The organism is Alphaproteobacteria bacterium (assembly GCA_017302575.1).
GTDB lineage: Bacteria > Pseudomonadota > Alphaproteobacteria > Rickettsiales > UBA3002 > JAFLDD01.
The window spans coordinates 1103639-1124239 of sequence record JAFLDD010000001.1; the positions used below are offsets into that span (position 1 = coordinate 1103639).

At 51.2% G+C, this 20601-nt stretch carries 26 protein-coding genes; 10 read left to right on the forward strand and 16 right to left on the reverse strand.

The annotated features are described in order from the left end of the window. Positions 1 to 24 precede the first annotated feature (24 nt). On the reverse strand, positions 25 to 597 hold the full coding sequence (locus J0M34_05655) for a TlpA family protein disulfide reductase (protein ID MBN8543733.1): 573 nt from the start codon (positions 595 to 597) through the stop codon (positions 25 to 27). A 12-nt stretch (positions 598 to 609) separates the two neighbouring features. On the opposite strand from J0M34_05655, the gene argH reads away from it, so the two are divergent. Genes argH through lysA form a run of 3 tightly spaced genes read left to right on the forward strand, consistent with a single transcriptional unit; the run spans position 610 to position 3448 of the window. Then, on the forward strand, positions 610 to 2010 hold the full coding sequence (gene argH, locus J0M34_05660) for an argininosuccinate lyase (GenBank protein MBN8543734.1): 1401 nt from the start codon (positions 610 to 612) through the stop codon (positions 2008 to 2010). Next, positions 2007 to 2192 carry a hypothetical protein gene (locus tag J0M34_05665; GenBank protein ID MBN8543735.1) on the forward strand — a complete coding sequence of 62 codons (186 nt, stop codon included), beginning with the start codon at positions 2007 to 2009 and terminating at the stop codon, positions 2190 to 2192. The genes argH and J0M34_05665 overlap by 4 nt, the downstream gene beginning before the upstream one ends. Continuing rightward, the gene (gene lysA / locus J0M34_05670) at positions 2192 to 3448 is read left to right on the forward strand and encodes a diaminopimelate decarboxylase (protein ID MBN8543736.1); all 1257 of its coding nucleotides are present in this window, start codon (positions 2192 to 2194) and stop codon (positions 3446 to 3448) included. Before J0M34_05665 ends, lysA begins: the two co-directional genes overlap by 1 nt. A gap of 76 nt (positions 3449 to 3524) precedes the next feature. Here the strand turns inward: lysA and hpt are convergent, their stop codons facing one another. Then, positions 3525 to 4061, reverse strand: a complete 537-nt coding sequence (hpt, locus tag J0M34_05675; GenBank protein ID MBN8543737.1) for a hypoxanthine phosphoribosyltransferase — start codon at positions 4059 to 4061, stop codon at positions 3525 to 3527. Then, the gene (locus tag J0M34_05680) at positions 4061 to 4837 is read right to left on the reverse strand and encodes a zinc-ribbon domain-containing protein (GenBank protein MBN8543738.1); all 777 of its coding nucleotides are present in this window, start codon (positions 4835 to 4837) and stop codon (positions 4061 to 4063) included. The genes hpt and J0M34_05680 overlap by 1 nt, the downstream gene beginning before the upstream one ends. Positions 4838 to 4894: 57 nt before the next feature. On the opposite strand from J0M34_05680, the gene J0M34_05685 reads away from it, so the two are divergent. Beyond that, positions 4895 to 5557 (forward strand): ATP-binding cassette domain-containing protein, encoded by a 663-nt coding sequence (locus J0M34_05685; GenBank protein MBN8543739.1) that lies wholly within the window; start codon positions 4895 to 4897, stop codon positions 5555 to 5557. Here the strand turns inward: J0M34_05685 and J0M34_05690 are convergent. From J0M34_05690 to grpE, 5 genes are read right to left on the reverse strand one after another with little or no spacing between them, the layout of a single operon-like run. Then, a complete protein-coding gene (locus J0M34_05690) occupies positions 5537 to 6235 on the reverse strand; it encodes a 1-acyl-sn-glycerol-3-phosphate acyltransferase (GenBank protein MBN8543740.1) in 699 nt (232 codons plus the stop codon). The genes J0M34_05685 and J0M34_05690 overlap by 21 nt on opposite strands. Next, positions 6232 to 6822: a YdcF family protein gene (locus J0M34_05695; protein ID MBN8543741.1), complete on the reverse strand. Its 591-nt coding sequence runs from the start codon at positions 6820 to 6822 to the stop codon at positions 6232 to 6234. The genes J0M34_05690 and J0M34_05695 overlap by 4 nt, the downstream gene beginning before the upstream one ends. Further along, positions 6807 to 7355, reverse strand: coding sequence for an HAD-IIIA family hydrolase (locus tag J0M34_05700; GenBank protein MBN8543742.1), 549 nt, complete (start codon positions 7353 to 7355; stop codon positions 6807 to 6809). The genes J0M34_05695 and J0M34_05700 overlap by 16 nt, the downstream gene beginning before the upstream one ends. After that, on the reverse strand, positions 7355 to 8233 hold the full coding sequence (locus J0M34_05705) for a hypothetical protein (protein MBN8543743.1): 879 nt from the start codon (positions 8231 to 8233) through the stop codon (positions 7355 to 7357). The genes J0M34_05700 and J0M34_05705 overlap by 1 nt, the downstream gene beginning before the upstream one ends. A 33-nt stretch (positions 8234 to 8266) precedes the next feature. Next, positions 8267 to 8845 carry a nucleotide exchange factor GrpE gene (gene grpE / locus J0M34_05710; protein ID MBN8543744.1) on the reverse strand — a complete coding sequence of 193 codons (579 nt, stop codon included), beginning with the start codon at positions 8843 to 8845 and terminating at the stop codon, positions 8267 to 8269. Positions 8846 to 9035: 190 nt separating this feature from the next. Between grpE and rph the strand changes: the two genes are divergently transcribed. The 4 genes from rph to J0M34_05730 are packed head-to-tail and all read left to right on the forward strand — an operon-like array spanning position 9036 to position 12749. Then, positions 9036 to 9755, forward strand: a complete 720-nt coding sequence (gene rph / locus J0M34_05715) for a ribonuclease PH (protein MBN8543745.1) — start codon at positions 9036 to 9038, stop codon at positions 9753 to 9755. Then, a complete protein-coding gene (gene rdgB / locus J0M34_05720) occupies positions 9755 to 10366 on the forward strand; it encodes an RdgB/HAM1 family non-canonical purine NTP pyrophosphatase (protein MBN8543746.1) in 612 nt (203 codons plus the stop codon). Before rph ends, rdgB begins: the two co-directional genes overlap by 1 nt. Next, positions 10363 to 10908 (forward strand): NAD(P)H-dependent oxidoreductase, encoded by a 546-nt coding sequence (locus J0M34_05725; protein MBN8543747.1) that lies wholly within the window; start codon positions 10363 to 10365, stop codon positions 10906 to 10908. Before rdgB ends, J0M34_05725 begins: the two co-directional genes overlap by 4 nt. Further along, positions 10899 to 12749, forward strand: coding sequence for a thioredoxin family protein (locus J0M34_05730; GenBank protein MBN8543748.1), 1851 nt, complete (start codon positions 10899 to 10901; stop codon positions 12747 to 12749). Before J0M34_05725 ends, J0M34_05730 begins: the two co-directional genes overlap by 10 nt. Positions 12750 to 12752: 3 nt before the next feature. Here the strand turns inward: J0M34_05730 and J0M34_05735 are convergent, their stop codons facing one another. From J0M34_05735 to J0M34_05750, 4 genes are read right to left on the reverse strand one after another with little or no spacing between them, the layout of a single operon-like run. After that, positions 12753 to 13490, reverse strand: coding sequence for a methyltransferase domain-containing protein (locus J0M34_05735; GenBank protein MBN8543749.1), 738 nt, complete (start codon positions 13488 to 13490; stop codon positions 12753 to 12755). Beyond that, on the reverse strand, positions 13490 to 13810 hold the full coding sequence (locus tag J0M34_05740) for a YdbL family protein (GenBank protein ID MBN8543750.1): 321 nt from the start codon (positions 13808 to 13810) through the stop codon (positions 13490 to 13492). Before J0M34_05740 ends, J0M34_05735 begins: the two co-directional genes overlap by 1 nt. Positions 13811 to 13819: 9 nt before the next feature. Further along, entirely contained in the window at positions 13820 to 13996 is a 177-nt protein-coding gene (locus J0M34_05745; GenBank protein MBN8543751.1) for a YnbE family lipoprotein, read from the reverse strand. Continuing rightward, the gene (locus J0M34_05750; protein MBN8543752.1) at positions 13993 to 15336 is read right to left on the reverse strand and encodes a YdbH domain-containing protein; all 1344 of its coding nucleotides are present in this window, start codon (positions 15334 to 15336) and stop codon (positions 13993 to 13995) included. Before J0M34_05750 ends, J0M34_05745 begins: the two co-directional genes overlap by 4 nt. 37 nt (positions 15337 to 15373) lie before the next feature. On the opposite strand from J0M34_05750, the gene pdxH reads away from it, so the two are divergent. Then, a complete protein-coding gene (gene pdxH / locus J0M34_05755) occupies positions 15374 to 15952 on the forward strand; it encodes a pyridoxamine 5'-phosphate oxidase (GenBank protein ID MBN8543753.1) in 579 nt (192 codons plus the stop codon). Positions 15953 to 16020: 68 nt separating this feature from the next. Here the strand turns inward: pdxH and J0M34_05760 are convergent, their stop codons facing one another. The 4 genes from J0M34_05760 to J0M34_05775 are packed head-to-tail and all read right to left on the reverse strand — an operon-like array spanning position 16021 to position 19475. Continuing rightward, positions 16021 to 16509 carry a hypothetical protein gene (locus J0M34_05760; GenBank protein MBN8543754.1) on the reverse strand — a complete coding sequence of 163 codons (489 nt, stop codon included), beginning with the start codon at positions 16507 to 16509 and terminating at the stop codon, positions 16021 to 16023. After that, the gene (locus tag J0M34_05765; GenBank protein MBN8543755.1) at positions 16499 to 16918 is read right to left on the reverse strand and encodes a flagellar FliJ family protein; all 420 of its coding nucleotides are present in this window, start codon (positions 16916 to 16918) and stop codon (positions 16499 to 16501) included. The genes J0M34_05760 and J0M34_05765 overlap by 11 nt, the downstream gene beginning before the upstream one ends. Further along, a complete protein-coding gene (gene fliI, locus J0M34_05770) occupies positions 16919 to 18268 on the reverse strand; it encodes a flagellar protein export ATPase FliI (protein ID MBN8543756.1) in 1350 nt (449 codons plus the stop codon). Between the two features lie 46 nt (positions 18269 to 18314). Continuing rightward, positions 18315 to 19475: a hypothetical protein gene (locus J0M34_05775; GenBank protein MBN8543757.1), complete on the reverse strand. Its 1161-nt coding sequence runs from the start codon at positions 19473 to 19475 to the stop codon at positions 18315 to 18317. Between the two features lie 367 nt (positions 19476 to 19842). On the opposite strand from J0M34_05775, the gene J0M34_05780 reads away from it, so the two are divergent. Further along, entirely contained in the window at positions 19843 to 20574 is a 732-nt protein-coding gene (locus J0M34_05780; protein MBN8543758.1) for a response regulator transcription factor, read from the forward strand. Positions 20575 to 20601 lie beyond the last annotated feature (27 nt).

Below are 20601 nucleotides of genomic sequence, written 5' to 3' on the forward strand. Positions count from 1 at the left end.
TGGCTTCGGACATCGTCATACTGACTAGTCCTTCGCGCCGCTTCGCGGGCTCATGGCTGGCTCGGACGTTCTGTCCTCGCTGAGCGCCTTCTTCAACCATGCTTCATGCTGCATGTCGGTCCAGTTGGTCGCACCTGCCCAGTAGGCGATGATTTTCCCCTCGCGATTGATGAGAAATGTCATCGGCAACGCGTCCCACTCTAAGGCTTGGCTGACTTCACCTCTATCGACCGCGAGGTGCGGCAGCTTCAAGCCTGATTTGTCGAAGAAATCACGTATCGTTTGGTAAGGCTTACTGTCGAGGGAAAGCGGCAGCACTATCAGCCCCTTATCGCCCCAGTCTTTTTCCAGCGCGTCGAGGGTGGGCAATTCCTTAAGGCATGGCACACACCACGTAGCCCAGAGATTCAGCAGCACTGCGTGGCCCTTGAAATCCTTCAGGCTACGCATGCCTGAGAGCATTTGCATTTTGCCATCAGGCACCGCAATAGGCGTATCATAGGCTATCCAGCTATAATACTTGCTCTCTTTAGCGAGTGCGCTCGCAGAAATGATTGCGATGCACGCGAAAGCCGCTATATGTCGAAGGGTCATCATGAGGTGAATATAGTGAGTAAACAGAAAACATCCAAGGCTAATCCCATGTGGGGCGGCCACTTCGCCAAAGGCCCTGCCGAGGCTTTCGCCGCTATCAATCCATCGATTGACGTGGATAAGCGCCTCTACCGTGAGGATGTTGCGGGCTCAATCGCCCATGCGAGCATGCTTGCCTCGAAACAGATTATTTCCCGCAAGGACGCAGACTTGATTGAAAAAGGTCTCAAGCAGATTCTGGGGGAGATTGAAGCGGGAAAATTTACCTTCAGCACCGCACTTGAAGATATTCATATGAATATTGAAGCACGCTTGAAGACGCTGATTGGTGATGCGGCAGGTCGTCTTCACACAGCGCGTTCGCGCAATGACCAAGTTGCTACCGACTTGCGACTTTACACGCGCCGTATCATCACGGAGATGGACAGCGCGCTGCGCAATGTTCAAGTAGCATTGTTGGCTCAAGCCGAAAAACACACGGACACTATTCTGCCTGGCATGACGCATTTGCAGCCCGCACAGCCGATAGTGTTTGCGCATCACCTTCTCGCGTATGTCGAGATGTTCCAGCGCGACCGTGCGCGGTTGGATGATGCAGCCGTGCGCCTTAATGAATCACCGCTTGGTGCAGCAGCATTAGCGGGAACCACCTACCCGATTGATCGTCATAAGACAGCGAAGGCACTTGGTTTTTCTGCACCGATGAATAACTCGCTCGACGCGGTTTCCGACCGCGACTATGTGATGGAAGTGCTGGCCGCACTTTCGATTATTGCGGTGCATTTGTCGCGCTTGGCAGAAGAATTGATTTTCTGGAGCAACCCCATGGTTGGCTTCATTAAGATGAGCGATGCCTTTACGAGCGGCTCGTCCATCATGCCACAAAAACGCAACCCTGATGCGGCTGAACTGATTCGCGGTAAAAGCGGCAGCGTGGTGGGAGCACTCAATAGCGTGTTGGTGACGATGAAGTCGCTGCCTCTGGCATATAATAAAGACATGCAGGAAGATAAGCGCGCTTTCTTTCAAGCGATTGATGATACGCTTATGAGCCTCAAGGCTATGAGCGGCATGATTGCGGATATGACCGTAAATAAGAAACGCATGGCCGAAGCCGCAGGGCTTGGCTATCTCAACGCAACTGATTTGGCGGATTGGCTGGTACAGAAGTTGGGCATCGCCTTCCGTGATGCACACCACATCACTGGTAAGCTGGTGCAAATGGCTGAGAAAAAGGGCTGCACGCTTGATGATTTGTCGCTCAAAGAAATGCAGTCCGCGCATCATAAAATTACGGCGGATATTTATAAAGCAATTACCTTGCAAGCGTGCGTAGCGCGTCGTCAGAGCTTTGGCGGTACCGCACCAGAGCAGGTTAAAAAAGCAATCAGCAAAGCGAAGAAGGATTATCTATGAGGAGCTGTGTAGCACTCTTAGGTTGTGCAGCATTGCTTGCAGCATGCGGTATCCAGCGCCCACTCATTGCGCCAAAAGATATTCCCGCGTACGAGCAGAAGCAGCAAGAAAAACTACAGCGCAAGAAGCAGTTTGAAGAAGATCAATTGCGTAAACAACAAGCGCAGACTCCGAGCATTTAATGGACCATTTCACCTATAAGCATTCTCAGCTTCATGCAGAAGAAGTGGCCATCGCTGATATTGCAGCAGCCGTTGGTACGCCGTTCTATGTTTATTCGCACAGCACACTTACCCACCATTTCCGTGTGTTTCATGATGCGTTGAAATCCCTGAATCCATTGGTGTGTTTTGCCGTCAAGGCCAATAGCAACGTTGCGGTGCTCGCAACGCTCGCCAAGGCTGGAAGCGGTGCTGATGTCGTGTCAGAGGGCGAGTTGCGCCGCGCGCTAGCAGCAGGTATTTCGCCCGATAAGATCGTATTTTCGGGCGTGGGGAAAACACGTGAAGAAATGCGCTATGCGCTAAGCCAAAAGATTTTTCAATTCAACGTCGAGTCAGAGCGTGAATTATTAGCGCTGAACGAAGTGGCGCTCTCTATGGGTGTTAAGGCGCCCATCGCGCTGCGTGTGAATCCCGACGTGGATGCAGCAACGCACGCCAAAATATCGACGGGTAAAAAAGAAAACAAATTCGGTATTGATATTGATATTGCTCCTAAAATATACGCGCATGCCGCAACGCTTGCTGGCATCAATGTGCAAGGCGTCTCGATACATATTGGCTCACAGCTTACTTCGCTTGACCCTTTCAAAGCAGCGTATTTGCGCGTGCGCGAACTGGTAGAATTATTGCGCACGTCAGGCGTGGCGATTCGTACCATCGATTTAGGCGGTGGACTTGGAGTGCCCTACACGCAAGCAGATGCAGCGCCGCCACCACCCGCAGATTATGCCAAGATTGTGCGTGAAGCCGTGGGCGATTTAGGTGCACAGCTCATTTTTGAACCTGGGCGCTTGATCGCTGGTAATGCGGGTTTGCTAGTCACTAAAGTAGTGTATGTGAAACATGCTGCGCATACGTATGTCATTATCGATGCGGGCATGAATGATTTATTGCGCCCTGCCCTTTACGATGCGGTGCATGAGATTGTGCCCGTGTCTGAAACTACTGTGAAGCCGTCAACGGTTAGCGTTGTAGGGCCGGTGTGTGAATCGAGTGATGTGTTCGTCAAAGACTATGCGATGCCATTACCTGCAGAAGGCGATTTGCTGGCACTGCGCACGGCGGGCGCTTACGGTGCGACTATGTCGAATAGCTATAATTCACGGCTACTGATTCCTGAAGTGATGGTGAAGGGCAGCGAGTTTTCGGTGATTCGCCCACGCCCTAGCTATGAAGAGATGCTGGCGCAAGAATCTGTGCCTAAGTGGATTTAGTTTTAAGTCGAGGGGGTCTTACCCCCTCAGTGACTCCCCCGCCGCTTCGCGGCTCGCGCAGCTGCGGCGCTACGCATCAATGAACATCCAAATACCCAATAAACGGCAGCTCGCGGTAGTGATTCGCGTAATCTAGGCCGTAACCCACGACGAACTTATCAGGGATGCTGAATCCGACGAAATCAGCTTTGGCGGCGACCTCAAGCTTACCTGGCTTTTCAAGCAGCATAGCGACCTTTATTGACTCTGCGCCTCGCGACTTTAGCAAATCAAGCGCATAGCTTAGCGTGCGACCCGTTTCCAGAATATCGTCCACTACGAGAATGGTTTTACCTTTGACGTCTTCCGTCAGGTCGCGGCCCACTTTTACCTCGCCAGAACTTTGCGTGCCTGCGCCATAGCTTTGCAGCGTCATGAAGTCGATTTGCGGGTGAATTCCGATGGCGCATAGCTCGCGCACTAAATCGGCGGTGAACATGAAAGAACCGCGCAGCAGCGACACAATCAAGAAATCACCACTGATATTCGCAGCGATTTCTGCCGCCAACGCTTCGACGCGGTCTTTGATCTCTGCTGCCGTGTAGAGCACGGGAATGCTACGTTTTTCTGCCATTAGCGGAACATCATGTCGAGCGGGTGGCCGACATCCACAACCAGTTGTACAACATTGTGCCCAAAGCTGGTCTCGGCATTGGTAATGCGGAATGGATAAATTTCGCCAGGCTTGAGAGGTTTGTTCACCTCATATTCACGTTCCCAGACTGTGTCGCTATTACGGTCCAGCATTTTCACGCGCACCGTTGGCACCATACGCTCGGATGCTTCTTGGTTCACGATATTACCGCTAATCAGATAACGGGTGCGCTGCCCTTCGCGTTGCGGCTGCATCGCGATGTCAGCAAGCACCACACCATCGGTAGCTACAACACCCATCAACCGGTAAATGGGGCCGACAATCGGCGCATTCGCCCAGCTAGGGAAATAGGCGTAAAACGCAAGAACGAGCCAGCAAGCAGCAAGTGCAGGCGCAGCGATTTTGAAGGGTCTAACAGGTACGTCAAAGCGCGGTTTAGAGGGCTTTGCGGGAGATTTCGGCGCAGCATTAGACAGGGCAGCCTCAATAGCGGCCATTGCCTTTGCGTCCTCCTCGGAAGTGGGTTGTGTTGCTGGTGCAGCGACTTCATCAATCGTTTCAGGAACGTCCGTTACTTTGCTGAGCTCTGTTAAGAAATCCGTATCAACGGCAACGTTACGCGGCTCTTGCGGAATCGGCGGCAGGGCGTTCCACTGGTGCTTACACGCGCTACAGCGCACAGCGCGTCCCGTCGCGGGGATTGCGCCGTCAGGTACATTGAATTGCGCGTGGCAACTTGGACATTCCAAAAGCATGTGTGCAAGCTAGCGGATTTTGATTGCTGTTTCCAGCCTATATCGTAGATATCCACTATGATTCGTTGTCACCAAATCGGTTTGGAATATCTTGCAGGCAAGCCTGTGCTCAAGCAACTCTCGTTGCATCTTGAGGCTGGCTCGTTCACGTTTATTGCTGGCGCATCGGGCGCGGGTAAATCTTCGCTACTTAGTTTGCTTGCTTTGTCGCTTAAGCCCACATCAGGCAGTTTGCACCTGTTTGGTAATGACGTCACAGAACTTACCCGTGAAGAATTGCCAGATTATCGCCGCAAAATCGGCACGGTATTTCAGGATTTTCAATTACTCAATCATCTCACCGTGGCGCAGAATGTAGCGCTTCCCTTGAAAATCATGGGCGAGGAAACGGAAGAGATTGATGAAAAAGTAGGTGAATTACTGGCGTGGATTGGCCTTGATGGATTTGCCGATGTGCGCCCCTCACAGCTTTCAGGTGGCCAGAAGCAGCGCGTGGCGATTGCCCGTGCCGTTATCAATAAGCCCCTGCTCATTTTGGCGGACGAACCGACTGGTAACCTCGACCACGAACTCAGCATGAAGCTGATGCACCTATTCCGCTCGCTCAATAAAGTTGGCACAACGATTGTCTTCGCCACCCACGACGAATCACTGATGGCTTCGTTTGATTATCCTGTGCTTTATCTGCGCGACGGGCAGTTACAGCGCGCGCGACGCTAGTTCGATTTGCTCTTTCAGCTGCTTCATCCATGCGTGCTTGTCTTCGCCACATGCAGCCAGTGCGGGCAGAAATTGCATCACCGCATGCCCTGATGTTTTCCATACTGGGCGCTTGGGCCAAAATTTACCGGCGTTGAGCGCAACAGGAATCACTGGCCAACCCAGCGCTGCACTTAGCTTTGCAACGCCGCTATGATAGGTTGTATCTGCACCAACTTTGCCACGCGTGCCTTCGGGAAAGATAACAATCGGGCGGCCTGAATTCTTGGCATTTTGTACTTGCGACAGAATCTGCTCCATCGCTTTTTTACGATCCGCGCGGTTAATGGCGATTTGATTGGAGCGCCAGAGATACCAACCGAAAAAGGGAATCCAATAGAGTTCACGCTTAAGAATAAAAAGCGGGCGATTCAGCGTACGCCAGAGCATCAACGTATCCCATGCGGATTGATGTTTGCTGGCAAAAATAGCCTTCTCACGCGGTAATGACTCAGCACCGCGCACTTCAGAGGTTATATTGCAACTGAGGCGCAGCCATAGCAACGTAACGCCTGACCAGAAATCTGCCACCCACCACACCAGTTTGGTGTGTACTAACGCTGGCGCTGCGACAATGCCAAGCAACGCCGTGAACGGCAACCAAAGCGCGAAGAACACTAGCGTGCGTAGAATGCTCATGCGCGGTGAATGCGCGTGCGGAACCACACGAGCCAATATTTATGGAATTCTCTGAGCACAAGCGTGCGCGAATAGCTGTCTGCCCACCAACGTTTGGTTTGAAATTTTGGTGGCATCACTGCATCGGGAATCACAAACACTTCTGGTATCGCGCGCTCAAACTCCATCACACTACGTGGCATGTGGTAATTGGATGTAACGAGGCGAATCGTGGTAAGACCGCGTGAACGAATCATGCGCGCCGCTTCATGCGCGTTGGTATAGGTGCTGTCAGCCGCATAATCGAGCAGCAGTTCCGCCGCATTCTTTTGGATTTTATCTTTGATTGCTGTTGTACCATATTCACGCAGCAACTCATCACGCGTGGTGGTTTTACCTACGCCGCTAATAAAGAGAATTGGCGCTTTGTCGCGCCCTAATAACTGAAAGCCACGCTCCAAACGCAACACGCCGCCAGTCAGTGCAACAATCGCGTCAGTGCTGGTATCATCCGTAGTGCCGTGCGCAGGTATACGCTGCACGAACAGCAGCAGCGCGATGAACCACGCAAGCAATAAAGCAGCACAAACTGTTACGATAGGGCGCATGCACGAATATGATGAGACGCTTCTAGCAGATGTTCAACGACGATAACAGGCTGAAGATGTGCGGGGATCGATTTTGCTTCTGTTTCAGCGCCTTTGCCTGTTCTTACCAATATTTTTTTACAGCCTGCTGAATGAGCGGCTTCCAAATCGCGCAACATATCGCCGACCATAAACGTATCGGCAGGATTGGCCCCAAACTGCGTGAGCGCCTCTTGCAGCATTCCAGGATTTGGCTTGCGACGATGGGTGGCATGTTCAGGCGCTTCGGTGGCTGCATAGATCGCGTCAATCTTGCCGCCTGCAGCGTGCGCGGCCTCATGCAGCTTACGATGAATCGCATCCAGTGTTTTTTGAGTCATTCTGCCCCGCCCGACAGCAGACTGATTGGTGCAGATCGCAACATGAAAGCCTGCTTGCGAAAGCGCAGCGATGGCTTCGAGCGCTTGCGGGAAAATATGAAAATCCTCTACACGCAGAATACCTTCGGGTGCGTCCCGATTGATTACGCCGTCACGGTCGAGCAGCACCAGCATTAGTGCATCTGTGCGAGCATGGATTGCACGGTCACACGCGTAGCAACCCACGCCACAAGCGCGGTGAATACTGGCAAGGCGATGAGGCTAAGAATATGTGATGTGGTGATCGTAAGCGTAGGCAGAATGGGGCTTTCCCATTGCTGGGTTGCAATCACTGCGAATCCCATAATGACTATCGTAAATACGATGCCCAGCAGCGCGCCACGCCCCGCAAGCCATGCGCTGTTAATTTGAAATTGGCGCAGGATATAGTCGTCCGTTGCGCCGAACATATGCAACAAGCTGACTGTTTTGAAATGCAGCTTCAAGCTGGTGCGCGACACTAAGACAATCATCGCAACCATGCAGAGCATCAACGCGGAGGCGATAAATATCACGACAGCCTGTACATATTTAAGCGCGTGCGCCATGTGGTCGAGCCATGGGCCACGATCTTCCACCAATGCGCCTTTGCTGATTTTTTCCAACTCGGCACTGAGTGCCAATACATCCACGGTGGTTTTATCCTTCGCAACCGCCGTTTTAACGTCGATCATCACAGGTAACGCCAGATCATCCAGCGCGAGGTTGCTGCCCAGCCATGGCTTGAGCAACCCTTCCATTTGTTTTTTACCAACCACCACTACGTCCTGAACGCCTTGCGTGCGCTTTAACAGGGCAATCACTTTATCAAGCGTGGCGCTATTCGTGTCGCTTGATAATTCGATTTGCAGCGTGCCATAGACATCACGCGCTTGGGTTTGAATATTATTAGATAGCGAGAACGCGACCATTAACAGCAACGCAGAAAACCCAACCAGACATGCCACCATCAAGGGTAGCATACGGTGCGCATCGTCGCGCGCGAAGGGAATGTCACTGGAGGGTTGTCGCATGGAAAGTAAACTAGCGTTAGTCGGTGCGAATGTCTAGACACTCGTGTTCAATGTCGCACTGTTATTATTGGTGGCAACTACCACCATTGCAGGGCGCAAGAGGCGGTCGTGAATGATATAGCCTGCCTGCAACACTTGTAAGATAGTGCCCGCCTCGGCTTTACCGTCTTCCACCTGCGTGACGGCTTGATGGAAATTATGGTCGAATTTCTGGCCCAATGGGTCAAGACGCTTAATGCCGTGCTTCTCAAATGCGCCCAACAGTTCCTTGAGTGTCATTTCTACACCAATTGCGAGGTTACCAACGGCTGGCTGTTCTTTGCGCAGTTCTGGTGAGATTGCATCCACCGCGCGCTGTAAGTTTTCGAGCACACCCACTAAATCACCTGCAAATTTACTCACAGCATATTTAGCTGTGTCGGCCTGATCGCGCTCGGCGCGGCGGCGAATATTCTCAACTTCAGCGAGCGCGCGCAATGACTGGTCTTTGAGTGCCGCGACTTCTTTTTCTTTCTCTTCCAATAGCACATTCAGCGCGCGGGCAATTGCCTCGGCGTCTGGCTGTTCCTCGGGTGGCATTTCGGGTTCGTGCTGTTCTGCTGCTTCAGTCATATGCGCCTTAATTTTTAAATTATGTTCGTTCGCTACGCGACGCAAAATCACCGCTTTTGGCAGTGATTTTGATAGTGTTTCCTAATCATGGTAATTCGGAAACACTATGTCACGTTTCGATGATTTTTCAAGCCTCCCGTTGCATGTAGGGTGAAAGCGGGCTATTTCAAGCCATATCAACGGAGAATTTATGCCGCGTTCCTTCAATCGTACCGCCGCCGATTTACGCCCTGTCACCCTTACAGCGGGCGTGTCGCGCCATGCGGAAGGCTCGTGCTTGGTGGAATTTGGTCACACGAAAGTGCTCTGCACCGCGAGTGTGGATGATTTTGTACCACCATGGCTGCGCAATACTGGCAAGGGATGGGTAACGGCGGAATATGGCATGTTGCCGCGCGCGACGAATAGCCGCAATCCACGCGAAGCGGCAAAAGGCAAGCAATCGGGTCGCACGCAAGAAATCCAACGCCTGATTGGGCGCTCGCTGCGCACATCGATTGATTTGGGGCTGCTCGGCGAACGACAGCTTGTGATTGATTGTGACGTGCTCGAAGCAGATGGCGGCACACGCACTGCCAGTATCACAGGTGCCTACGTCGCGCTTTATGGCGCGGTTCAGACCCTCATGAAGCGTGGGCTTATTCAAAAAACACCGATGATTGCACCTGTTGCAGCTATTTCGTGCGGCATTGTGAATGGTGAAGCGTTCCTAGATTTGGATTACGAAGAAGACTCGGGCGCGGAGGTCGATGCAAACGTGGTGCTGACGGGTAATGGCCGATTAGTCGAAGTGCAAATGTCGGGCGAGGAAGCGACCTTCACCCACGAACAAATGCAGCAATTACTTTCACTGGCGATGGCGGGTGGCCAGTTGCTTATGGCGAAACAAAAGGAAGCTCTGGGTTTTTAATGCGCACTATTTCGTCACCGCTCCTACTGGCTAGCCACAACCAAGGCAAACTGGTTGAGATTCGTGATTTACTGAAGCCCTATGCGCTAGAAGTTATTTCTGCTGCCGAAAAGAACGTGAGCGAGCCAGAGGAGACGGGTGCAAGCTTTGCTGAGAATGCAGCCCTCAAAGCGCTACACAGTGCTAAGGCAACGGGGCTGATTGCCCTCGCCGATGATTCGGGCCTTTCCGTAGCAGGGCTTGATGGCGCACCTGGTATCTATTCGGCGCGCTGGGCAGGTGAACGCAAGGATTTTGCCTTCGCCATGCAACGTGTGCATGACGAGCTTGCTGCCAAGTCTATCGCCCCTCAGGGTGCGGCTGCATCCTTCATATGCAATCTCGCGCTGGGCTGGCCTGATGGCTATGTCGAGCATGTTGAGGGTGAGATTAAAGGCACACTTACCTTTCCGCCACGCGGTGATAAGGGGTTTGGCTATGATCCGATTTTTATTCCTGAGGGTTATGATGTAACCTTTGCCGAAATGGATGCGAATACCAAACATCGTATCAGCCATCGTGGACGAGCATTCGCATTGCTTGCCAAGCGTTTGGCAAAAGAGGCCGCATGACAAAGCTGTTATCACTTGCTGCATCCTATCGCCCCGATTCACTGAATCGCATGCTGGTAGATTATGCTGCCAAAATTGCCCACGGGATCGGCGCGACCATTGAATCGCTGGACTATGCGGCGATTGATGCGCCCATGTATCGCGACGAAGCCACCACACTGCCTGATGGGGCGATGAAACTGAAAGCAGCGATTGCACGCAACCATGGCATGTTGTTGGCAGCACCTGAATATAATTGGTCGATGCCAGGCTCGCTGAAAAACCTCATCGACTGGTTATCGATTGACTCCACCACCGCGTTCAAAGGTAAGACGATTTTACTGCTTTCGGCCTCGCCTTCCGAGCGCGGCGGGCGCATGGGATTGCAGCAGTTGCGCGTGCCACTTGAAGTGCTGGGCGGCTATGTTTTCCCGAATATTATTTCCATCGGCAATGCGAAGCGCAACCTGATTGCCAACGCCATTACAGTGCCGAAAGAAGAACGTTATGTAACCGATACTGTCACCGAGTTCGTACATTACACACGGCGTTTATGCGATTAATTGCTGCACTGATTGGGTTATGCTTTGCTGCGCCTTCTTTTGCACAAGAGGTGGACGGCAAAACGCTCGTGCAGGTTACGCCTAAAGTACAGATGTCGTTTCTCAAACAGAACGAGCAAGGCTGGATTGGCGTTGAGTTCCAGATAGAAGATGGCTGGCATATTTATTGGCAGAACTCTGGTGATTCGGGCATGCCGCCTGATATCGCGATTGCAGAACATGACGATATTGAAATAGGTCCGATTGCTTGGCCAGCACCAGAACGTATGGCTGAAGGCGACTTCATGACCTATGGCCATCAGGGTGTTGTAACATTGCTGCGCCCTATTACCATGAAGAATACGGTAAAATCTGCGACGATTGATGCAAAAGTTTCGTGGCTAGTGTGCAAAGAAATCTGCATTCCAGGCTCGGCAGATGTCACCTTTGCTCTACCGAAAGAAGAGCCGCTTTGGGATGCAATTGCTGGACTGCCAGATGATGCGGATTGGATGGGCACTTACGCAGTGAATGATGACACACTTACCATGCGATTTGCGCTGCCCAAAGGCGTTAACGCCGAGGATGCACAGTGGTTTCCTCTGCATGATGGGGTGGTCAAGAATAGTGCCGAACAAGTGGTGGAGCAGGATGGAAAGATGCTGACCATCACCACTAAGAAAGGCGCGCAGCCCCCACGCGAAGAATATGATGGCGTACTCGTTGCCCAAGGCAAACAATACCGCATGACGTTGCATTATGAAGAACCGCCGCCCGTCTTGAATAAGGATATGGCGTTTATCACGGTTGTACTATTTGCCTTTATTGGAGGCTTAATCCTTAACCTCATGCCATGCGTCTTGCCGATATTATCGCTCAAGGCTCTCGCACTTGCTAAAAAATCTGCGCATGAACGTGTGCATGTCATCGCGGGTGGATTCTCTTATACATGTGGGGTGCTCGTTTCATTCCTTGCCATTGCGGGTGCACTCATCGCTCTACGTGAAGCAGGCGCAGCGATTGGTTGGGGCTTCCAGTTACAATCACCCGTTTTTGTCGCCATTCTGGCAATCATTATGCTACTGGTATCACTCAATCTATGGGGTGTGTTTGAGCTTCCTGTACTGTTTGGTAATAAGGCGCATGCGCTTGGCCAAGGCGATTCGCATCTGCGTAGTTTTGGCACTGGCGTGCTTGCCGTGTTGGTCGCAACGCCTTGCACCGCGCCATTCATGGCGCCTGCATTAGGGGTTGCCGCAACCTTGCCTGCTGCTTCGGCGCTGCTGGTTTTTGCTGCACTTGGGTTAGGGCTTGCTGCACCGTATTTGCTGATTTGCTTAATTCCTACTGCACAAAGAATTTTACCCAAACCTGGTGCGTGGATGGTGCGCTTCAAAAAGCTGCTGGCTATTCCTATGCTCGCAACCACGATCTGGTTAGTGTGGGTGCTTGCACAGCTCCTCATGACCTCACCAAACAAGGATATGACGGATAGCGTGATGGACGGCGTGGAAACCGTTGCCTACTCGCCCGAGCTGCTGGCACGCTACCGTGCCGAAGGAAAACCCGTATTTATCGATGCAACGGCGGCATGGTGTATTACCTGCAAAGTCAATGAACGTGTGGCGTTGCGCCGTGATGAAACCGCAGCATTTTTTAAGGAACATGGCATTGTGTTGATGATTGCTGATTGGACGAAACGTGATGACGAAATCACAGAATTGCTGCACAGCTTCGGACGCGATGGTGTACCGCTTTATGTGTTTTATCCAAGCTATGGTGAGCCCACATTGCTACCACAAATTCTGACGCCAGACTTGGTGATTGAACTACTCTCGCCGTTCTTTACAAAACTCGCCTAGAGTCTAACCTGCAGATACTGCAGCGCCAGACCAGCGAGCTTGGCGCTTCTTCTTAAATACGGGCTCAGGGATTGCCGCATAAATTTGCTTCTCAGCCTCGATAACCACTACACCACCCATACCCCAACAGATTAAGCCGAATAGGCGTTCCCACATCTCCCAGATGCGCAGCATAATCGGGTGTGCAACTGGCAGTGCGAACAGCGCAGTGCGCATTTCACGAAGGGTAAATTCTTCTGCATTGAGCAGTTGCTTGAGCTGCGAACTGCGATAAGGCGTACCTTGCGTGTAGGGCGTTTCACCAAGTGATTGCCACACGCCACGGCGATTGGGCACAATGATGATAACACGACCACCTGGCACTAGAATGCGATAACACTCGGCCAGTAGTTTCTCAGGTTCATGGCAGTGCTCAAACATATGTAACATGACTACGCGATTCACACTATTATCGCGCAGTGGCAGATTCTGTTCATTCATCAAGAAGCTACGATTATCCGTATGGATAGGCCAATAGATTGCGCCCTGCGCCGCAGGCATGCCAGCAATAATGGCAGCGCGTTTACCTTGGGCACGCTCAAGCGCGCGCAGCAATGGCGTTGCATAGCCAAGCCCTAAAATGGTTTCGCCTTCATGCTCAGGCCATGTTTCTAATAGGATGTGACGCAAGCGCTGCTTTACTTTACGCCCAAGTGCGGCGGAGTAGAACTGTCGGAGCGCAATAACGTCCGGACGTTGCATTATTTCTTTACCCACGCGCCGCTAGTGTTTTGCACATAGAAGCCTGACGGTGTTTTCTCATAGGCTTTTTGTGCAGCCAACTTCTGGATGACATCCAACGGCTGACCATTACCTGCGGCGATACGCGCATACTCGGCACGGCGCTGGTTGTTGATGTCCTTTACCAGCGCGATCACTTCAGCCGATTCAACGACTGGGCCTAAGTAACCATCCACGCGCTCGCCAACAAGCCCCTGCGCTTTTGCCTCGTCTAACGACATTGCGAAGGCTTGAGCTGGCAGAACCAAGAGTGCAATTACGACAAAAATGCTGCGCAACATAACGTACCTTTAGAATAGGGGTGAATCTTTAGCAAAGACGGTTTTATCGAGGTCTTTTTCGACCTTGATGCGAATCTCGTGCTCAATTTTTACATTCAAATCAATAACGATGGGCTTTTCTGGTGCTTGCACTTGTACAGTTGCACAAGCAGCGAGCAGAATCGGCAATACGAGCAATAGTCTCATAATGAACCTTTCACGTAACTCGTTGCATCACCCGCCATGCTGCGCAGCATGTCGCGCAGATTCGTGGTGAGATTGAGATTAAGTTGGACGCCACGACCAATCACAGGATTATTACCCGCAACCGTTCCTTTGAGCGTCATGTTGCCTTTATCGTCGGTTGAGTTACCAGTGAGGTCCAGCGTACTCACGTTTACTTCCTGTAAGGCACGAGCAGTGTCACCACCTTTTTTACCGAGCATATCCAGTAACCCTCCGACCACATTTGCTGCCTCGCCAAGCATGGTGAGTTTCATCGGGCCTTTGTTGACGATGCGCGCGCTGTTGATGCGCCAATTTTGCTTGGTCAGCGTGATGGGCACATTGCCTTTAATCTGACCCTCAAGCGTTGCACCCTTACCCAATGCTTTCTCTAGCAGTTTTGCAACGGGTGCATTGTCGAACGTGGCATTCACATCCATTTTTTGCCAGTCGCCCTTTGCAAGCGTGATAACACTTTTGAGTACCAGCGACATATCAGGCGTTGGCGTATCTTTGGCGGCGGAAGGTAATAGCTTGGAAAGCTCAAGCTTACCTTCTCCCAATTGTAATTCCGGCGTAGTGATCTGGATAGTGCCCTGCTCTGCCTTTACGGTATATTTCGCCAATACGTCAGCTTGCATTTTCTCGTCCAGCGCATCAATGCGCGCCAGCACGTCGGCCAAGGTTGTTTGTGGGTTATAAATGACCTCACCCTTTACTGTAAGTGGGGCCACAACCTCTGTGCCATTTTGCACGACGTTCAATTCATCTATCGTGAAGGGTGCCTTATATTGCGGGCCATGCTCGGTGTGAATGGTCACATCCGTATTGATGAGGGTTGTCTCCAAATCCTTTTGTTTCACGACAAGCTTTGCAATATCCAGCAAACCTGAAACGGCTTTTGCGCCATCACTTTTTAGGTCAGCATCCGTCTTAATGCTGATGCTAATCGGTTTTGCTGGATTGGCGGGGAATGACTGCTTTTGCCATAGTTTCTCGACGCCGCCCAAATCAACCAGCTCACCATCCACACGCGCTTTCAAGGCCAGCCCACTTGCATCCATCGCGTATGGATAGGTTTTATCTTCCGTGCGCATCAGCGTGACGCTGTCGATGGACACGTTCGTGTCTTTACCCATTTTCACATTACTCAAGGTAACGGAGTCGAACCAGATGCTGGAAACACTTAGCGATTCAACGGGAACACCCTCGCCCTTCAAATAGGCGCGCACTTGTTTTTCAGCAATCGATGTACCAAAAAACCACCCAGCACCAAGTGCCAGTATGATAAGCACAAGAATGATTCTGATAATTTTTTTCATGCTTCTTTCTTACTCTTCCCTTATATAGAGTCAATCTATGACCGACCCATTTACATTATTTAATACATGGTTTGCCGAAGCCAAGGCACATGCCAGCATTAGCGAGCCGACTGCTATGACGCTTGCCACGGCTACACCTACTGGTACGCCGTCGGCACGCATTGTCCTGCTCAAGCAAGTGGATACAGAAGGTTTCGTATTTTTCACCAATTACCAAGGGCGCAAAAGCCTTGAGCTTGCAGGCAACCCGCAGGCGGCACTTTGCTTCTATTGGATGCCACTTGAGAAGCAGGTACGTATCGAAGGAACCGTTATTAAAGTTAGCGACAGAGAGTCGGATGCTTACTTTAACTCACGCGAGCGTGGACGCCAGATTGGTGCATGGGCATCGTTGCAATCGCAGTCGCTTGAATCGCGCGAGGCACTGGAGAACCGCGTACAGGAGATTGAGAAGCAGTATGAAGGCAAACCTATTCCCCGCCCACCACATTGGGGCGGTTGGCGGCTGGTGCCCCAAACCATCGAGTTTTGGCATCAGGGACAGTACCGTTTGCATGATCGCTATATTTTCACGCGCGAAAATGACGCGTGGATCAAAACCTACTTGTATCCTTAGTGAGAACCGACGCTTCGACGGCCGTTGAGGCCGAAAGGCTGCGCGCCGCTTGAGCGCGTGCTTAAAAACTAAAAACTGCGGCCAGCACCATTACCATAATATGGTACGGGTGCAGCATTTGCTGGTGCGGCGGGCTGGTAGGTCGCAGCATTAGGATTGACTGGCTGGCGTAGTGGCGGCATGGATGGTGACGGTGTCAATGGCGTTGCCTGCGTTTGAACTGGCTGTTGTGGCGCTGGCTGTTGTGGCGCTGGTTGTTGAGGCACTGGCTGCGCAGGTGCTGTCGCTGGTTTTGAGCTGCTCGTCTTGCCCGCACGTTTTGGGGTGGCAACTTGCCAGCCTTCTTTTGCCATACAGTCACTAAATAGCGTCACCAGCTCGGCATTACGGCCTTTCTGACTAACATTGCGATCAGGCGATGCGAACTTCTCGATACGGCCTTCCGCGTACGCTTGGCAGAATTTGCGTTCGCGCTCATAGTCGCGCTGGATGCTGGTTTGGTTAAACACACACCCAGAGATCATGAAAGGCAAAATGATGTAAATACTATAACGCATCTTTGCGAAGATACCCCCTGATGCCGACTTCGTCCATGTCGATTTGTTCGCGACGCCTTACTTTGTCGGCTTCGCGCTTGAGCCATGCAGCATGAGCGAGCTCGAACTTTTTTAGCTCGCTAAATTTTTCACTGAGCTGCTCGGCAAGTTTATCGAGCTCCTTGTCGAGCTTGCGGATTTGGATGTAGGTTTGATCTTGCCGCTTTTTAATGCTCACCGAAAAATCTCCAAAGAAATGGGCCATTTCTGGTAATTCTTTGGCGAGTTTCATTTCCTGCACTAGGCGATCACCTAACTGGATAATCAGCATGTAGAGTTCTTCGCGGCGCTTTTCTAAGATCGCCTGCTGGCGCTTCAACGCATCTAGCTCGCGTTGCTTAACGCGAATCAGCGTGGCAATACTTTTCACTTATTTCTTCTCCTTGCCGCCTTGGGCGAGAATCTGTGATAGTAATTCATAACCTTCGGGCAGGCTTGCGGATTCATTTTCGCGCTGGGTTAGGAAGGCCTCGATTTGCGGATAAAACTGCATGGCGCGATCCACATCTGGATCCGTGCCGCGACGATAGGCACCAAGGCGAATCAGCTCCGCCATGTTTTCATAGGTCGAGAGAAAGCGGCGGGCGATGAGAATCAGATTATTTTCTTCTTCGGAATTACAATCAGGCAGCATACGCGAGACAGATTTGAGAATATTGATCGCTGGGTAACGCCCGCGCTGTGCAATGTCACGATCGAGCACGATGTGGCCGTCGAGAATACCGCGCACTGCGTCCGCGATTGGTTCGTTAGTATCATCGCCCTCGACGAGTACCGTGAATAGACCTGTGATAGCGCCTTGGTCTTTTACACCGGGGCCAGCGCGTTCGAGTAATTGTGGTAGCTCTGAAAATACGGTTGGTGTGTAACCTTTGGTAGTTGGTGGCTCACCTGCCGATAGGCCAATCTCGCGCTGTGCCATGGCAAAGCGGGTGACAGAGTCCATTAGGCATAATACTTGTTGATTCTGGTCACGGAAATATTCGGCAATGGCCATTGTCGTATAGGCGGCCTGACGACGCATCAACGCCGACTCAGACGAGGTGGAAACGATTACCACCGAACGCTTGAGGCCTTCTTCACCCAAATCATCCTCGATGAATTCCTGCACCTCACGACCACGTTCACCGATGAGGCCGATGACGTTCACGTCGGCAAGTGAATAGCGCGCGAGCATCGACATCAGAATGGATTTACCAACGCCAGAGCCTGCAAAAATCCCCATTCTTTGACCTGCGCAGCAGGTTAGAAAGGTGTTTATGGCGCGCACGCCTAAATCCAATTTTCCTTTGACGCGCTGGCGATCTGCCGCAGGAGGCGGCGATGCACGTAGTGGATAAGCTTCCGCACCTTTGGGGAGCGGCCCCTTACCGTCAATCGGATTGCCCATCGCGTCAATGATACGACCGAGCCAAGCGCTCGACGGCTCTACCACCGAGGTAGCTGATGTTGCGGTAACTTTCGCGCCTAACCCAATACCCTCCACCGAGTGGAAGGGCATAAGCAGTGCTACATCATCACGGAAGCCAACGACTTCGCACAACACTTCGTGGCTATCGGCAAGGGTTCCCTGCACCTTACAACGCGCCCCGACGGAGAGCACCTGCTCAATCCCCGTGCATTCAACAAGCAGACCCTTCACCGCCGTCACCCTTCCCGTCATTTGCAAATCGGGGATGGATTCAAGCTCTTTGAGTAAATGCTGGCGAAGGTTGCTCATTCGGCGTGAGTGTACCAGCTTTTAGGGCGTGGGTCAAAAGCGCGTTTTATTGAAGAATAATAGTTACTTTGCGCGTTGGTGAAGGCGAAACTGTAGTAGAGCTAGGCTGCTCGGCAGAAGCGTCAGCCTCTGTCCAATTAAAGACGCCTTGATCTCTTAATGCTTGTATTGCCACTGCTTGACCATATTGAACTGTTATCGAGTCGACAATACCGTCCCCGCTAGATCTTTGTCCCGTTAATGCACCACGCATGAACATAATTTGCTCTTCTATCGTTCGTGGAAAGTCATCTGATGGGCTGCTTGAAAACGAAGGGCTTATAAACGTTCCCGCAGGTGCCAAGTTAGGAAATTCTACCACATAGGGCCCCTGAAGCGGGTTCTGAGGTATCGCTATACCCGTTGTTCTGGCAGAATTACGACCCGTTAACTCCATCACCTGCAACTGCATATACTGACTATACTGACTGTAACCTTGATCTTCCAATCGGTCGATAGCAGCACGCAGTTGTCGTGGTGTTAAGGTCGACAGTACGCTATCTATATCTCTTATGCCACTACCACTGATGGCAAATTCATCTGCAACTAACTCACGCGGCTCGTTATGCAGATTCAAGCTGCTGCCACCATCTAAGCGCACTGTAATCCTTTCGCCTGCGCGTTCTCCTTCTCTCTCAGCTTCAAAGGTGTTCAGAATGCTGTACAAGTAAGGGTTAGAACGAATTTGCGTGGCAATCATATAATCTACAACACCGCCTGTTCCAAGGTTGCGCACCACGTCATCCATTGCACCAGAATAACCAAAGCTCCGATCCCCTGCGGAGGCGGCAACCAATGTTCCCTCTGGCAATCTATCGGCATAGCGTATCGCCAACTCACCATAACATGACTCATAGAACACGGCACGAATAGGCAAATTCGCGCGGGCTATTGCCGTATGAAAACTCTCATAACTGCCGATAACGTCACCAGACGCGTCATTAGAGCCATGAGTACCTACAAAAAGTTCAAATGCCTGCCCACCGCTTGCGGTTTGAATACGGCGCGTTATTTCAGATTGGCGCTCCGATTCAGTTCTACCCGCTAAATCATCAATACGGATGACTTCTACATCATCATAGCGTCCCTCAAGGGCGCGCACTTCGCGATTGAAATCCGCAAATGCAGGGTCGCTATCAGGTGCACCAAGTAGGAAGATTCGCTTCATGCGTTGCCTTCATGTTTTATATTCCTATCATTCCACAGCATCGTTAATAATCTATTACTTCTGATGAAGTTATTGGCTGCGCGACGGGCCATAAATTGGCTTATTGCTCTTTAAAATTTAGGATTCAGCCGCTCGGTTAACTAATTTAGCGTGATATATTACACACAATCATTAACTTGGTAACATTTGTATGGTTGAAGAGTGTAAACCTGAAACAGATAAAATTTCTTATTCTATTGATTTATATAGCTTCTTTATAGTGGCAAGTGTTAAAAATACCTTAATAGTTAAAATTCTAGTTGTTTGTGATAATCGTTAATAGTATATTAACTGCTCAACCACGGATTACCTAACAGGGGACCACACCATGCGCGTATTACTTGTTGAAGACGACGCCTCCACCGCTAAAGCCATCGAATTATCACTCGCCTCTGAAGGCATTATCTGTGACACCACCGAACTCGGTGAAGAGGGTTTGGAAATCGGCAAACTCTACGACTACGATATTATCATTCTTGACCTCATGCTGCCAGACATTGACGGTTATGAAGTACTGCGCCGCTTCCGCGCTGCGAAAATCAACACCCCTATCCTGATCCTTTCGGGTCTTTCTGGTCCTGACCAGAAAATCAAAGGCCTTGGTTACGGCGCTGATGATTACCTCACCAAGCCATTCAACAAAGGTGAATTGATTGCGCGTATCCAAGCAATCGTTCGTCGTTCGAAAGGCCATTCAGAGTCGGTGATTCGCACTGGTAAACTGGTGGTGAATCTCGATACACGTTCGGTAGAAGTGGATTCACGTCCCCTGCACCTGACCTCGAAAGAATACGGCATTCTCGAATTGCTTTCGTTGCGTAAGGGTTCGACCCTCACCAAAGAAATGTTCCTCAACCACCTTTACGGCGGCATTGATGAACCTGAACTTAAAATCATCGACGTGTTCGTGTGCAAGCTGCGTAAGAAGCTTGAAGATGCGAGCAATGGCGAGAACTATATCGAAACCGTTTGGGGCCGTGGTTACGTGCTGAAAGACCCTGAGCCAACGGCGGAAGCTCCTGCTGCGAAAGCGGCTAAGAAAGCCAAAGCTGAAGCCTAGAACGTTTCACATGAATGAGAAAAGCCC